The 13,343-nt window shown below is 66.5% G+C and carries 12 protein-coding genes; 7 read left to right on the top strand and 5 right to left on the bottom strand.

Translation table 11 applies throughout. From position 1 onward, the window contains the following. Positions 1–26: 26 nt before the first annotated feature. Positions 27–686: an efflux transporter SmeDEF transcriptional repressor SmeT gene (smeT, locus tag AC5P60_RS19710; RefSeq protein WP_005411090.1), complete on the bottom strand. Its 660-nt coding sequence runs from the start codon at positions 684–686 to the stop codon at positions 27–29. Between the two features lie 226 nt (positions 687–912). Here smeT and smeD point away from each other — a divergent pair, with 226 nt between their 5' ends. From smeD to smeF, 3 genes are all read left to right on the top strand, one after another. Then, on the top strand, positions 913–2,097 hold the full coding sequence (smeD, locus tag AC5P60_RS19705; RefSeq protein WP_005411089.1) for a multidrug efflux RND transporter periplasmic adaptor subunit SmeD: 1,185 nt from the start codon (positions 913–915) through the stop codon (positions 2,095–2,097). Between the two features lie 12 nt (positions 2,098–2,109). Beyond that, complete coding sequence (smeE, locus tag AC5P60_RS19700; protein WP_033835920.1) at positions 2,110–5,232, top strand: multidrug efflux RND transporter permease subunit SmeE; 3,123 nt, start codon at positions 2,110–2,112, stop codon at positions 5,230–5,232. A 92-nt stretch (positions 5,233–5,324) separates the two neighbouring features. Continuing rightward, positions 5,325–6,725, top strand: a complete 1,401-nt coding sequence (gene smeF, locus AC5P60_RS19695; RefSeq protein ID WP_138970161.1) for a multidrug efflux RND transporter outer membrane subunit SmeF — start codon at positions 5,325–5,327, stop codon at positions 6,723–6,725. 83 nt (positions 6,726–6,808) lie between these two features. On the opposite strand, the gene AC5P60_RS19690 is transcribed toward smeF, so the two are convergent. The 4 genes from AC5P60_RS19690 to AC5P60_RS19675 all read right to left on the bottom strand — a co-directional run bounded on the left by AC5P60_RS19690 (position 6,809) and on the right by AC5P60_RS19675 (position 8,621). Beyond that, positions 6,809–7,231: a low affinity iron permease family protein gene (locus tag AC5P60_RS19690; protein WP_005411086.1), complete on the bottom strand. Its 423-nt coding sequence runs from the start codon at positions 7,229–7,231 to the stop codon at positions 6,809–6,811. Between the two features lie 67 nt (positions 7,232–7,298). Continuing rightward, a complete protein-coding gene (locus AC5P60_RS19685) occupies positions 7,299–7,634 on the bottom strand; it encodes a hypothetical protein (protein ID WP_005411085.1) in 336 nt (111 codons plus the stop codon). 75 nt (positions 7,635–7,709) lie between these two features. Beyond that, positions 7,710–7,970 carry a hypothetical protein gene (locus tag AC5P60_RS19680; RefSeq protein WP_033834556.1) on the bottom strand — a complete coding sequence of 87 codons (261 nt, stop codon included), beginning with the start codon at positions 7,968–7,970 and terminating at the stop codon, positions 7,710–7,712. A gap of 198 nt (positions 7,971–8,168) precedes the next feature. After that, positions 8,169–8,621 carry a nucleoside deaminase gene (locus AC5P60_RS19675; RefSeq protein ID WP_033834555.1) on the bottom strand — a complete coding sequence of 151 codons (453 nt, stop codon included), beginning with the start codon at positions 8,619–8,621 and terminating at the stop codon, positions 8,169–8,171. 80 nt (positions 8,622–8,701) lie between these two features. Here AC5P60_RS19675 and ubiE point away from each other — a divergent pair, with 80 nt between their 5' ends. From ubiE to AC5P60_RS19655, 4 genes are all read left to right on the top strand, one after another. After that, a complete protein-coding gene (gene ubiE, locus AC5P60_RS19670; protein ID WP_005411082.1) occupies positions 8,702–9,463 on the top strand; it encodes a bifunctional demethylmenaquinone methyltransferase/2-methoxy-6-polyprenyl-1,4-benzoquinol methylase UbiE in 762 nt (253 codons plus the stop codon). A gap of 270 nt (positions 9,464–9,733) precedes the next feature. Beyond that, positions 9,734–11,662 (top strand): M1 family metallopeptidase, encoded by a 1,929-nt coding sequence (locus tag AC5P60_RS19665; RefSeq protein WP_483693639.1) that lies wholly within the window; start codon positions 9,734–9,736, stop codon positions 11,660–11,662. A gap of 127 nt (positions 11,663–11,789) precedes the next feature. After that, the gene (locus AC5P60_RS19660) at positions 11,790–12,521 is read left to right on the top strand and encodes a lipoprotein (RefSeq protein WP_033834554.1); all 732 of its coding nucleotides are present in this window, start codon (positions 11,790–11,792) and stop codon (positions 12,519–12,521) included. Further along, positions 12,509–13,144 (top strand): HAD family hydrolase, encoded by a 636-nt coding sequence (locus AC5P60_RS19655; protein ID WP_033834553.1) that lies wholly within the window; start codon positions 12,509–12,511, stop codon positions 13,142–13,144. Before AC5P60_RS19660 ends, AC5P60_RS19655 begins: the two co-directional genes overlap by 13 nt. Positions 13,145–13,343: the final 199 nt, after the last annotated feature.

Genomic DNA, 13,343 nt, shown 5'->3' with positions numbered 1-13,343 from the left:
GGCGGCGGCGGCGGCAGCAGCGCCACTCACGCCTCGGGCAGCGGCTCGGGCACAGTGCCCGGCACGAACACGCCGTCCTTCACGTAGGCGGCCAGGGTCATGTCCAGTGCGAGCATGCCGTCGCGCTTGAGGTCCATCAGGTCCGGTTCGACCATCGCCCCGTGCAGCACGCCCAGCACGGTGGCATGCAGCATGCGCGCGGCGATCTTGGGGTCGGCGCCTTCGCGCAGCTGGCCCAGATCGCGGGCACGGCGCAGGGCACGCTCCATCCGGTCCAGCGCATCGCGGAATCCGGCCTGCTGCATTTCGGTCAGCACCCTGGTGTCGGCCGAGGCATCGCTGCGCAGCATGATCTCCATGGTCTTGCGCAGGCGCTCGTCTTCGGACAGCTCGATGAAGGAGTGGATCATCACCGCGCGCAGGTCGTGCACGGGGGTGTCGCGCTGGTCGGTCGAGGTGCGCTCCAGTTCCTGCATGAAGGGCAGGTGCACCCGTTCGACGATCGCGGCCAGCACCTCGCTCTTGTTCTTGAAGTGCCAGTAGACCGCGCCACGGGTATAGCCGGCGCGGGCGCCGATCATCTCCAGCGTGGTACGGGCCACGCCGTGTTCATGGAAGCAGGCTTCGGCGGCGTCAAGGATGCCTTCCCGGGTTGCCTGGGTGTCCTCTTTGGTCTTGCGGGCCATGGGTAGGTACGAGTGCGGGTGAAACGTGGCTGAATTGTACCGGTTTACAAACAAACAAGCATGTATGTATATTTCGCTCCCATCATTCCCGTCGTGTGCGTGGCAGGCCGGTCCGGCTCCCGCTCCACCCGGGTGGGCGCTGTTCTCACGGTCTTCACCTTTACCGGTCGAAGGGTCCGCCGTATCAGCGCCGGCTGAGATCCTTTCCTTCAAGAGCCTTTCCGTCATGTTGCTGAGCCGAATCCGACCCTTTGCACTGTCGCTGGCCATCGCCGCAGCCGTGGCTGCCTGCGGCGGCCAACCCCAGGCCCCCGAGCAGGGCCCGGGTGACGTCACCGTGGTCACGCTGAAGTCCGAGACCGTGGGCCTGACCCGCGAACTGCCGGGCCGTACCAACGCCTTCCTGGTCGCCGAAGTGCGCCCGCAGGTAAACGGCATCGTTGCCAAGCGCCTGTTCACCGAAGGCGGCATGGTCAAGGCCGGCGAGCCGCTCTACCAGATCGAGGACGCCAGCTACCGCGCCCAGGCCAACAGCGCCCGCGCCCAGCTGGCCCGCGCCGAAGCCACGGCCAACGCCGCGCGCCTGAGCGCCAAGCGCATCACCGAGCTGGCCAAGGTCGACGCGGTCAGCCAGCAGGACCTGGAAAACGCCGTGGCCGCGCAGAAGCAGGCCGAGGCCGATGTCGGTGCCGCCAGGGCCTCGCTGGACGCGGCCAACGTCACCCTCGGCTATGCCCGCATCACCGCGCCGATCAGCGGCCGCATCGGCAAGTCCAGCGTTACCCAGGGTGCGCTGGTCAGCGCCGGCCAGGCCAATGCACTGGCCACCGTGCAGCAGCTGGACCCGATCTACGTCGACCTGACCCAGTCCTCGGCCGAGCTGCTGCAGCTGCGCCGCGAACTGGCTGCCGGCCGCCTGCAGGACAACCAGACGCTGCCGGTCAGCATCCTGATGGAAGACGGCAGCACCTTCGAGCACAAGGGCACGCTGGAGTTCTCTGAAGTGAGCGTCGATCCAGCCACCGGCAGCTTCGGCCTGCGCGTGAAGGTGGACAACCCGGACGGCCTGCTGATGCCGGGCACCTACGTGCGCGCGGTGATCGGCGGCGGCGTGCGCAGCGATGCGGTGCTGGTACCGATGCAGGGCATCGCTCGCGATCCGAAGGGCGACACGACCGCGATGGTGGTCGGCAAGGACAACAAGGTCGAAGTGCGCCCGGTCAAGGTCAGCCGCACGGTCGGCGACAAGTGGCTGGTCGAGGACGGTCTGAAGGCCGGCGACAAGGTCATTGTCGAAGGCCTGCAGAAGATCGGCCCCGGCATGCCGGTCAAGGCCACCGAGAAGGGCGCTGCTCCGGCCAAGCCGGCAGCGGCCGCCCAGCCTGCCGCCCCGGCCGGCGACGCGAAGTAAGCGGAGAACCCCATGGCACGCTTTTTCATCGATCGACCCATCTTCGCGTGGGTGATCGCCATCATCATCATGCTCGCCGGCGGCCTGGCCCTGTTCAAGCTGCCGGTCTCGATGTACCCCAACGTCGCACCGCCGGCGGTGGAAATCAGCGCCACCTACCCGGGTGCATCGGCCAAGGTGGTCGAGGACTCGGTGACGCAGATCATCGAGCAGAACATGAAGGGCCTTGATGGCCTGATCTACTTCTCCTCCAACAGCTCGTCCAACGGCCAGGCCACCATCACCCTGACCTTCGAGAGCGGCACCAACCCGGACATCGCCCAGGTGCAGGTGCAGAACAAGCTGCAGCTGGCCATGCCGCTGCTGCCGCAGGAAGTGCAGCGGCAGGGCATCAACGTGGCCAAGTCCAGCTCGGGCTTCCTGAACGTCATCGCGTTCGTGTCCGAGAACGGCAGCATGGACGCCAACGACATCGCCGACTACGTCGGTTCCAATGTCGTCGATCGCCTGAGCCGCGTGCCGGGCGTGGGCAACATCCAGGTGTTCGGTGGCAAGTACGCCATGCGCATCTGGCTGGATCCGAACAAGCTGCATACCTATGGCCTGTCGGTTGCGGAAGTGACCGCAGCGATCAAGGCACAGAACGCGCAGGTGGCCATCGGCCAGCTTGGCGGTGCACCGTCGATCAAGGGCCAGCAGCTCAACGCCACCATCAACGCGCAGTCGCGCCTGCAGACCCCGGAACAGTTCCGCAACATCATCGTGCGCGGTGCGCAGGACGGTGCCGAGCTGCGCCTGGGGGATGTCGCCCGCGTCGAGCTGGGTGCCGAGTCCTACGACTTCGTCACCCGCTACAACGGCCAGCCGGCCAGCGGCCTGGCGGTGACCCTGGCCACCGGCGCCAACGCGCTCGATACCGCCGCCGGTGTGAATGCCGCGCTGGAAGACATGAAGAGCTTCTTCCCGGCCGGGCTGAAGGCCGAGGTCCCGTACGACACCACCCCGTTCGTGCGCGTGTCGATCAAGGGCGTGGTGCAGACCCTGATCGAAGCGATCGTGCTGGTGTTCGTGGTGATGTACCTGTTCCTGCAGAACTTCCGCGCCACCCTGATCCCGACCATCGCCGTGCCGGTGGTGCTGCTGGGTACCTTCGGCGTGCTGGCCATGCTCGGCTTCTCGGTGAACATGCTGACCATGTTCGCGATGGTGCTTGCGATCGGCCTGCTGGTGGACGATGCCATCGTGGTGGTTGAGAACGTCGAGCGCATCATGTCCGAGGAAGGACTGTCGCCGCTCGAGGCGACCCGCAAGTCGATGGGACAGATCACCGGCGCGCTGGTGGGCATCGGCCTGGTGCTGTCGGCGGTGTTCGTGCCGATGGCCTTCATGAGTGGCTCCACCGGCGTGATCTACCGCCAGTTCTCGGCCACGATCGTCTCGGCGATGGCATTGTCGGTGCTGGTCGCGATCGTGCTGACCCCGGCGCTGTGCGCGACCATGCTCAAGCCGCTGAAGAAGGGTGAGCACCACGTCGCCCACCGCGGCCTGGCCGGTCGCTTCTTCAATGGCTTCAACCGTGGATTCGACCGCACCAGCGAAAGCTACCAGCGTGGCGTGCGCGGCATCATCCATCGCCCGTGGCGCTTCATGGGCATCGTGGCGGCGCTGTTCGTGCTGATGGGCGTGTTGTTCGTGCGCCTGCCCAGCTCATTCCTGCCCAACGAAGACCAGGGCGTGTTGATGGCGTTGGTGCAGGCCCCGGTGGGTGCCACCCAGGAACGTACGCTGGAATCGATCGCGGCACTGGAAAACCACTTCCTGCAGAATGAGAAGGAAGCGGTGGACTCGGTGTTCTCGGTGCAGGGCTTCAGCTTCGCCGGCATGGGCCAGAACGCCGGCATGGCGTTCGTCAAGCTGAAGGACTGGAGCGAGCGTGACGCCAACAATGGCGTGATGCCGATCACCGGACGCGCGATGGCGGCCCTGGGCCAGATCAAGGATGCCTTCATCTTCGCCTTCCCGCCGCCGGCCATCCCGGAACTGGGCACCGCCTCGGGCTATACCTTCTTCCTGAAGGACAACAGCGGCCAGGGCCACGAGGCACTGGTGGCCGCGCGCAACCAGCTGCTCGGCCTCGCCGCCGGTAGCAAGAAGCTGGCCAACGTGCGCCCGAACGGCCAGGAGGACACGCCGCAGTTCCGTATCGACATCGACGCGGCCAAGGCGACCTCGCTGGGGCTGTCGATCGACCAGATCAACGGCACGCTGGCCGCCGCGTGGGGCAGCTCATACATCGACGACTTCGTCGATCGTGGCCGCGTCAAGCGTGTGTTCGTGCAGGCCGACCAGCCGTTCCGCATGGTGCCGGAGGACTTCGATCTCTGGTCCGTGAAGAACGACAAGGGTGAAATGGTGCCGTTCAGTGCCTTCGCTACCAAGCACTGGGATTACGGTTCGCCGCGCCTGGAACGCTACAACGGTGTGTCGGCCATGGAAATCCAGGGCGAACCGGCCCCGGGTGTCGCCTCCGGTGATGCCATGGCCGAGATCGAACAGCTGGCCAAGCAGCTGCCGGCGGGCTTCGGCATCGAATGGACGGCGATGTCGTACCAGGAGCGCCAGGCTGGCTCGCAGACGCCACTGCTGTACACGCTCTCGCTGATGATCGTATTCCTGTGTCTGGCCGCGATGTACGAAAGCTGGAGCGTGCCGACCGCAGTGCTGCTGGCGGCCCCGCTGGGCATCCTCGGCGCGGTGCTGGCCAATACCTTCAAGGGCCTGGAACGCGATATCTACTTCCAGGTGGCGATGCTGACCACGGTGGGCCTGACCAGCAAGAACGCGATCCTGATCGTGGAGTTCGCCAAGGAGAACCTGGAGAAGGGCGCAGGCCTGATCGAATCGATCATGCATGCCGTGCGCGACCGCCTGCGCCCGATCGTGATGACCTCGCTGGCCTTCGGCATGGGCGTGGTACCGCTGGCGATCTCCACCGGTGCCGGTTCCGGCGCCAAGCAGGCGATCGGCACCGGCGTGCTCGGCGGCATGATCGTCGGCACCGTGCTCGGCGTGTTCTTCGTGCCGCTGTTCTTCGTGGTGGTGCAGCGCGTGTTCAAGCGCAAATCCACGACGTGACCTGAAACGGTCATGCCGGCCTCAGGCTGGCGTTGTCGAAACGGTAGTGCCGGCCGCTGGCCGGCATGACCTCCTGCCATCCGGCAGTACCGATGGAAGTCATTCCCATGAAAAGTGCATCCCTGTTCCTTTCCATTGCCGCTGTGCTCGCGCTCGCCGGCTGCTCCACCCTGGTGCCGAAGAACACCGCTGTCGCCCCGGCGATCCCGGCGCAGTGGCCGGCCGAGGCCGCGCAGGGCGAGGTGGCCGATGTCGCCGCCGTCGGCTGGCGCGACTTCTTCACCGATGCGCGCCTGCAGCAGGTGATCGACCAGTCGCTGCAGAACAACCGCGATCTGCGCGTGGCCGTGCTCAACGTTGAGCGCGCGCGCGGCCAGTACCGTGTGCAGCGCGCTGATCGCGTGCCCGGCGTGGCCGTTACCGGCCAGATGCAGCGCCAGGGCACCGACGCCGGTGTCAACGAACAGTTCACCGCCGGTGTCGGCGTGGCCGAGTTCGAGCTGGATCTGTTCGGCCGCGTGCGCAATCTCAGTGAAGCCGCGCTGCAGCAGTACTTCGCCGTCGCCGCCAACCGCCGCAACGCGCAGTTGAGCCTGGTGGCCGAGACGGCCACCGCATGGCTGACCTACGGTGCCGACGCGCAGCGGCTGAAGATCGCCGATGCCACGCTGAAGACCTACGAGGATTCGCTGCGCCTGGCCGAGGCCCGCCACGAACGTGGTGGCAGTTCGGCGCTGGAGCTGACCCAGACCCGTACCCTGGTCGAGACCGCGCGTACGGACGCCGCACGCCTGCGTGGCCAGCTGGCCCAGGACCGCAACGCGCTGGCGCTGCTGGCCGGTGGCCAGCTGGATCCGGCGCTGCTGCCGGACAGCATCGAGCCGCAGCTGCTTGCACTGGCACCGCCGCCGGCCGGCCTGCCCAGCGACGTGCTGCTGCAGCGCCCGGACATCATGGCCGCCGAACACCAGCTGCTGGCGGCCAACGCCAACATCGGTGCGGCACGCGCGGCGTTCTTCCCGAGCATCTCGCTGACCGGCAGCATCGGCAGTGGTTCGAGCGAACTGTCCAACCTGTTCGACAGCGGTACGCGCGTGTGGAGCTTCCTGCCGAAGATCACGCTGCCGATCTTCCAGGGCGGCAAGCTGCGCGCCAACCTGGCCATCGCCAACGCGGATCGTGATATCGCTCTGGCGCAGTACGAGAAGTCGATCCAGGTGGGCTTCCGCGAAACCGCCGATGCGCTGGCGTTGAATGTCAGCCTGGACGAGCAGGTGAGTTCACAGCAGCGCCTGGTGGAAGCGGCCGAACAGGCCAACCGCCTGTCGCAGGCGCGCTACGACGCGGGCCTGGACAGCTTCGTGACCCTGCTGGATGCACGTCGTACGGCCTACAACGCACAACAGACCCAGCTGCAGGCGCAGCTGGCGCAGCAGGCCAACCGCATCACCCTGTACAAGGTGCTGGGCGGTGGCTGGCACGAGCGCAGCTGAAGGACAGCCGGCCAGCGGCCGGCTCTACCCTGATGATCGATGGTAGTGCCGGCCGCTGGCCGGCATTGTCATTCCCGGGCCCGCTACACCGCTTCATCGTCGCGCCGCGCTGCATGGCAGGCGCGAACGCGCGCGAGCGCATCACCGGCTTCGCGCGCCATCTGCTCGTACTCGGCGCGGATCTCTTCCAGGCGCGCTTCGTCCAGTTCTTCCAGATCCAACAGTTCGTTGTTGGCTTCGGCCGTCGCCCGGATCAGCTCGTCCAGCTTGATCTGCATCGCGGCGGTGTCCGCGTTCTGTGTGTGCTGGATCAGGAACACCATCAGGAAGGTGATGATGGTGGTGCCGGTGTTGATCACCAGCTGCCAGGTGTCGTTGAAACCGAACACCGGGCCACTGATGCCCCAGATCACCACGATCGCTACTGCAGCCAGGAAGGTCCACGGCGAGCCGGTGGCGGCCGCGGCCTTCTTGGCGATCGTATTGAACAGGTTTCGTACTTTCATCGTCGTCGTCCCACCCAGGTGACGAGGATGATCGGCAGTGGCCCGTGCAGGCGCCGTGCAGCGGCGGTCAGGCGCGCATGCGCTGCAGCCGCGGTGCCTGCAGGCTGCGCACCGGACTGCTCTGGTAGACGTGCTGCCAGCAACGGTCGACGAATTCGCGGGCCTGGGCTTCACTCAGTCGCGGCATGATCTGCAGGGCGTACTGGGTCTGGAACATCTCGTCACGTTCGGCCTCGCTGGCGCGCGGCTGGGTGATCAGCGAATCGCAGGCAAACTTGATCCACGGCACGTACGAGCCGAACGAGTTGTGCGGCAGTGCGCCTTCGGCATGTTGGCGGCGCCAGTGATCCAGCTCGGCGTCAACGTTGATGACCGGAGGAATGGTGGGGACTTCAGCGTGCATGACAATCCAGTTCGGTTGAGTGGAAAGGGAGTGGGGGTTCATCGGAGTGTGGCGTATGTGGCGGTGCATGCCGCGTCAGCGCGATGTGGAGCTGGCGTTGTCATGTCCGATCAACTGCGCGTGCTCGACGGCACCGAGATCTTCGGCCAGGGTGGCCATCGCGTTGCACAGGCGCTCGTGGTCGAGCGGATGGCGACGGACCAGCTCCAGTTGCATGCGCTGGTAGGCGGTCCAGAACAACGCGCCGCGCCGGTGCAGTGCATATTGCCGCTGCAGGCGTTCGCGGATCGGGTCGAGGATCGAGTCTGGTGCAGGTCGTACGGCGTGCGCGCACATGGCTGGCTCCGCCGGGGAAAGAAGTCCCGGTAACCCCACCCTAGGCGCGGCAGCCGGGCGGGGTGTTATCGCAGCGTGTGCACGTTGCGCAGCTGACTGTGCACTGGTTCACGGCAATGGCCGCAAACGCTGCCGGCACTAGGGCGTGCCGGCACTGAAGCGTTCATTAAACGGGTTCAACAGGACATTGCGTGGTGATCATTCACCGATGTCTTCATTCCAGATCTCCGGGTACTGCGCAATGAAGCCGCCCAGCAGGTCCACGCATTCCTGGCTGTCCAGGTCGACCACGTTGACGCCATTTTCCCGCAACCAGTCGATGCCGCCCTGGAAGGTGCGCGATTCGCCCACCACCACGGTGCCGATGTTGAACTGGCGCACCAGGCCAGAGCAGTACCAGCACGGTGCCAGGGTGGTGACCATGATCGTGTCCTGGTAACGGCGCTGGCGGCCGGCCTTGCGGAACGCATCGGTCTCGCCGTGCACCGACGGGTCGCCTTCCTGCACGCGGCGGTTGTGGCCGCAGCCAAGCAGGCGGCCGTCGTTGTGGTACAGGGCCGCGCCGATCGGCACGCCGCCCTCGGCCAGGCCCTGGCGGGCTTCGGCGATGGCGGTCTGCAGCAGGGCCTGGTAGTCGGGCGTGGTGATCATGCGGGGCTCCGGTAAGTCGTGGTCCGCCATGATACGGGCAGGGGGTGCCGCTGGCCCCCGGCGGTGCGATAATCGGGGCCATGAGCGAATCCCCCTACAAAGCCGGTACCACCCATTTCGGGTTCCGCGACGTCGCCGCCAAGGACAAGCAGAAGCTGGTCGGCCAGGTGTTCACCTCGGTCGCGCGCAACTACGACCTGATGAACGACCTGATGAGCCTGGGCGTGCACCGGGCGTGGAAGCGCTACTACGTGGCCACCGCGCAGGTGAAGCCGGGCGACCGCGTGCTCGATCTGGCGGGCGGCACCGGTGACATCGCCGCCCTGCTGAAGGAGCGCGTCGGCGCCGAGGGCTCGGTGGTGCTGGGCGACATCAACGCCGGCATGCTGTCGGTCGGCCGTGACCGCCTGACCAACCGCGGCCTGGTGCTCGGCCTGGACTACGTGCAGTGCAACGCCGAGGCCCTGCCGTTCCCGGACAACAGCTTCGACCTGGTCACCATCGCCTTCGGCCTGCGCAACGTGACCGACAAGGACGCTGGCCTGCGCGAGATGTACCGCGTGCTGAAGGTGGGCGGCCAGGCCCGCGTGCTGGAGTTCTCCGAAGTCACCGCGGACTGGTTCAAGCCGATCTACGACTTCCACTCGTTCAAGATTCTGCCGAAGCTGGGCAAGCTGTTCGCCAATGACTCGGACAGCTACCAGTACCTGGCCGAGAGCATCCGCAAGCACCCGCCGCAGGATGAACTGAAGGCGATGATGGGGCAGGCCGGGTTCGAGCGCTGCCACTACAAGAACCTGACCGGCGGCATCGTTTCGATCCACTCCGGCTACAAGCTGTAAGCCCTGCTCTGGTGGGTGCCAACCTTGGTTGGTGCTCGCCCGCTGCGGTGATCCGCTCTGGTGGGTGCCGACCTTGGTCGGCACGGACCTGCCGCATGCGTTGATGGATCCGTGCCAACCAAGGTTGGTACCTGCCTGTAGATGCCAACCTTGGTTGGCATGCGCCCGAGGCGCAGGATCGGCTTGCCTGCCATTACCCCGCACCGCGCAACGCCTGCCGGGCCGGAGGGAGGTACCATTGGGGTTTGATCCCCGTAACGGTCCCGATTCATGCGTAATCCGCTGATGCTCCTTCCGCTGGCCGTGGCCCTGGCCGCCGGCTGCTCCCAGGAGGCGGCCGCGCCCGCCGCCGCCCCGACTGCCGCAAAGGCCCCTGCCGCCCCCGTGAACGCCGAGAACCGCAGCCACGACGAAAGCTCGTACGCCGAGCCGGACAAGGTCGTCATCAAGGACATCGCGCTGGATCTGAAGCTGGACTTCGACCAGAAGCAGATCGGCGGCACCGCCACCTACACCCTGGAATGGAAGCAGAAGGACGCCAGGCAGCTGGTGCTCGACACCCGCGAGCTGACCGTGTCCAAGGTCGAGGCCGTCGCCGCCGATGGCGCGCGCAGCCCGCTGAAGTTCGAGCTGGCCGCCGCTGACAAGGTGTTCGGCAGCAAGCTGACCATCGAGGCCCCGGAACAGCCGGCCAAGGTGGAAGTGACCTACCACACCACGCCGACCGCATCGGGCCTGCAGTGGCTGGCACCGTCGATGACCGAGGGCAAGAAGCTGCCCTTCATGTTCAGCCAGTCGCAGGCCATCCACGCCCGTTCGTGGGTGCCGCTGCAGGACACCCCGAGCGTGCGTTTCACCTACAGCGCGCACGTGGTCTCGCGCCCGGACGTGATGGTGCTGATGAGCGCCGACAACGATCCGAAGGCGGCGCGTGACGGTGACTACACCTTCAAGATGCCGCAGCCGATTCCGTCCTACCTGCTGGCCATCGCGGCCGGCGACCTGGTGTTCGAGCCGATCTCCGGCCGCTCCGGCGTCTGGGCCGAGCCGACCATGGTCAACAAGGCCGCCAAGGAATTCGAAGACACCGAGAAGATGATCGGTGCCGCCGAGAAGCTGTACGGCGAATACCGCTGGGGCCGCTACGACATGCTGGTGCTGCCGCCGTCGTTTCCGTTCGGCGGCATGGAAAACCCGCGCCTGACCTTCGCCACCCCGACCGTGATCGTCGGCGACAAGTCGCTGGTCTCGCTGGTGGCCCACGAGCTGGCGCACAGCTGGTCGGGCAACCTGGTGACCAACGCCAGCTGGAAGGACATCTGGCTCAATGAAGGCTTCACCACCTACGTCCAGGGCCGCATCACCGAAGCCCTGTACGGCAAGGAGATGGCCGAGATGGAGAAGCAGATCGACCAGACCGACCTGCTGGCCGAAGTGAAGGACATGAGCCCGGCCGACCAGGCACTGGCGCTGCCGCCGCTGAACGAGCGTGATCCCGACGAAGCGCTCAGCCAGGTCGCCTACGTCAAGGGTGCATGGTTCCTGGAGTTCCTGGAGCAGCGCTTCGGCCGCGAGACCTTCGATCCGTTCCTGCGGGGCTGGTTCGATGACCACGCCTTCCAGAGCGCGAACACCGACCAGTTCGTCGCGTACATGAAGAAGAACCTGCTGCCGAAGAATCCGTCGGCCGTGACCGAGGCCGAACTGAAGGCGTGGCTGGACGAGCCGGGCATCCCGGCGTTCGCGGCCAAGGCGCAGTCACGCAACTTCAGCAGCGTCGATACCGCGCGCATCGCATTCGCCAGCGCCGGCACCGTGCCCAGCAGCCAGGTCATCGCCGACTGGAGCACCCAGGAATGGGTGCGCTTCATCGACGGCCTCGGTGCGACCCAGCCGCTGGACAAGCTGGCCACGCTGGACAAGGCCTTCCACTTCACCGGCACCCCCAATGGCGAGATCGCCATGCGCTGGTACCCGCTGGCGATCCGCAGCGGCTACGAGCAGGCCAATGAAGGGGCGGCTGCATTCATCGAGCGCGTCGGCCGTCGCAAGCTGATCCTGCCGATCTACGCCGAACTGGTGAAGACCCCGAAGGGTCTGGAACTGGCCAAGCAGGCCTTCGAAAAGGCCAAACCGGGCTACCACCCGATCACCACCGCCTCGGTCCAGGACATGCTGGCCAAGGCTGAAGCCAAGTAAGCGGTAGTGCCGGCCGCTGGCCGGCAACCGGTCACTGCTTCACCACCAACGGCGGGGAAACCCGCCGTTGGTGTATCCGCTTTTCGCTGCCGATAGAATCGGGATGCACTCGCATAGGACCTCCGCCATGAAACGACTGATCCTGCTCACCGCCTGCACCCTGGCCCTGGCCGCCTGCAGCAACCCGGAAGAGGAACGCAGGGCGCAGGAAGCCGCTGCGGCCGCCGCGCAGGCGCAGAAGGAGGCCAAGGCCGAAGACGTGGCCAAGCAGTACGACATGGCCGTGGCCGCGCAGGACTGGGAACGCGCGCGCCTGCATGGTGCCTCGCTGCTGGACCAGTACAAGGACACCGCCGCCGCCGAGCGCATCGCCGCAGGCTTCGACGAGGTCAAGGCCAAGGGCGATGCCGCGCGCGACCTGCGCCGCATGCAGGGGCTATGGCAGTACAACCAGATTCCGGTGGGCAGCAAGGGCAACCAGGTCTCGGCGCAGATCTACAGCAAGGAACGGGTGGACGTGGATGGCAGCGGTGCCAAACCGGTGCAGCTGGTGTTCCGCGATCATCCGGAGTGGAAGCGGCATGCCTACCTGGTGCTGCAGGCCGGTGATTTCCGTTGCCCGCAATGCACGGTGAAAGTGACCGTGGATGACGGCAAGCCGGTACCAATGGCGGCCTGGCGCCCGAAGACTGATGAAGCCATCGCCCTGTTCATCACCGATCAGAAGGCACTGTGGAAGCTGGCGCGCAAGGGCAAGTCGATCAGCATCGAGTTCCCGGTCAAGGCCGGTGGCACGCGCACGGCCGTGTTTGAAACCGGCGGTGTCGACGCCAGCCGCATGCCGCAGTGGTGGCAGTGAGGGTTGCGACGGGCAGCGCAGTGCACGCGTTGTCCGCGATCCGGCACTGGGTGTTCGACATGGACGGCACACTGACGGTGGCCGTGCATGACTTCGCCGCGATCCGCCGCGCGCTGGAGATCGCGGCCGAGGAGGACATCCTCGACCATATCGCGGCGCTGCCGGACGCACCGGCGCAGGCCAAGCGCGCGTGGTTGCTGGATCACGAGCGCGCGCTGGCCGAGGACGCGCTGCCAGCGCCGGGGGCGGTGAAGCTGCTGCGCGCGCTGGCGGCGGCGGGTTGCCGGCTGGGCATCCTGACCCGCAACGACCATGCGCTGGCGAAGCTGACGCTGGAGGCGATCGGGGTCGGGGCGTTGTTCGACGACGCAGACATCATCGGTCGCGATGAAGCGGTGCCCAAGCCCTCGCCGGATGGCCTGCAGCAGCATCTTCGTCGCTGGGGCATCGGGGCTGCGCACGCGGTGATGGTCGGTGACCACGCCTACGACCTGGAGTGCGGTCGCGCCGCGGGCGCCCACACCGTGCTGGTCAATCTGCCGGAGAACCCGTGGCCCGGCAGCGCCGACTGGCATTTCGCCGATTGCCGCGCCTTGCTGGCGGTTTGGCAGCGGAAGGGGTAGTGCCGGCCGCTGGCCGGCAGTGTCGACCAAGGTCGACACCCACCAGAACACCCGTGGCCAGGTTGGCGGCCTGGCAGCAGAAGGGGTAGTGCCGGCCGCTGGCCGGCAGTGTCGACCAAGGTCGACACCTACCAGAACACCGGTGGCCAGGCTGGCGGCCTGGCAGCAGAAGGGGTAGTGCCGGCCGCTGGCCGGCAGT

This window comes from Stenotrophomonas sp. YJH_SMC_120 (assembly GCF_059368675.1).
The sequence above is the reverse complement of the archived record's forward strand: the minus strand, read 5'-3'. Positions and strand labels throughout refer to the sequence as shown.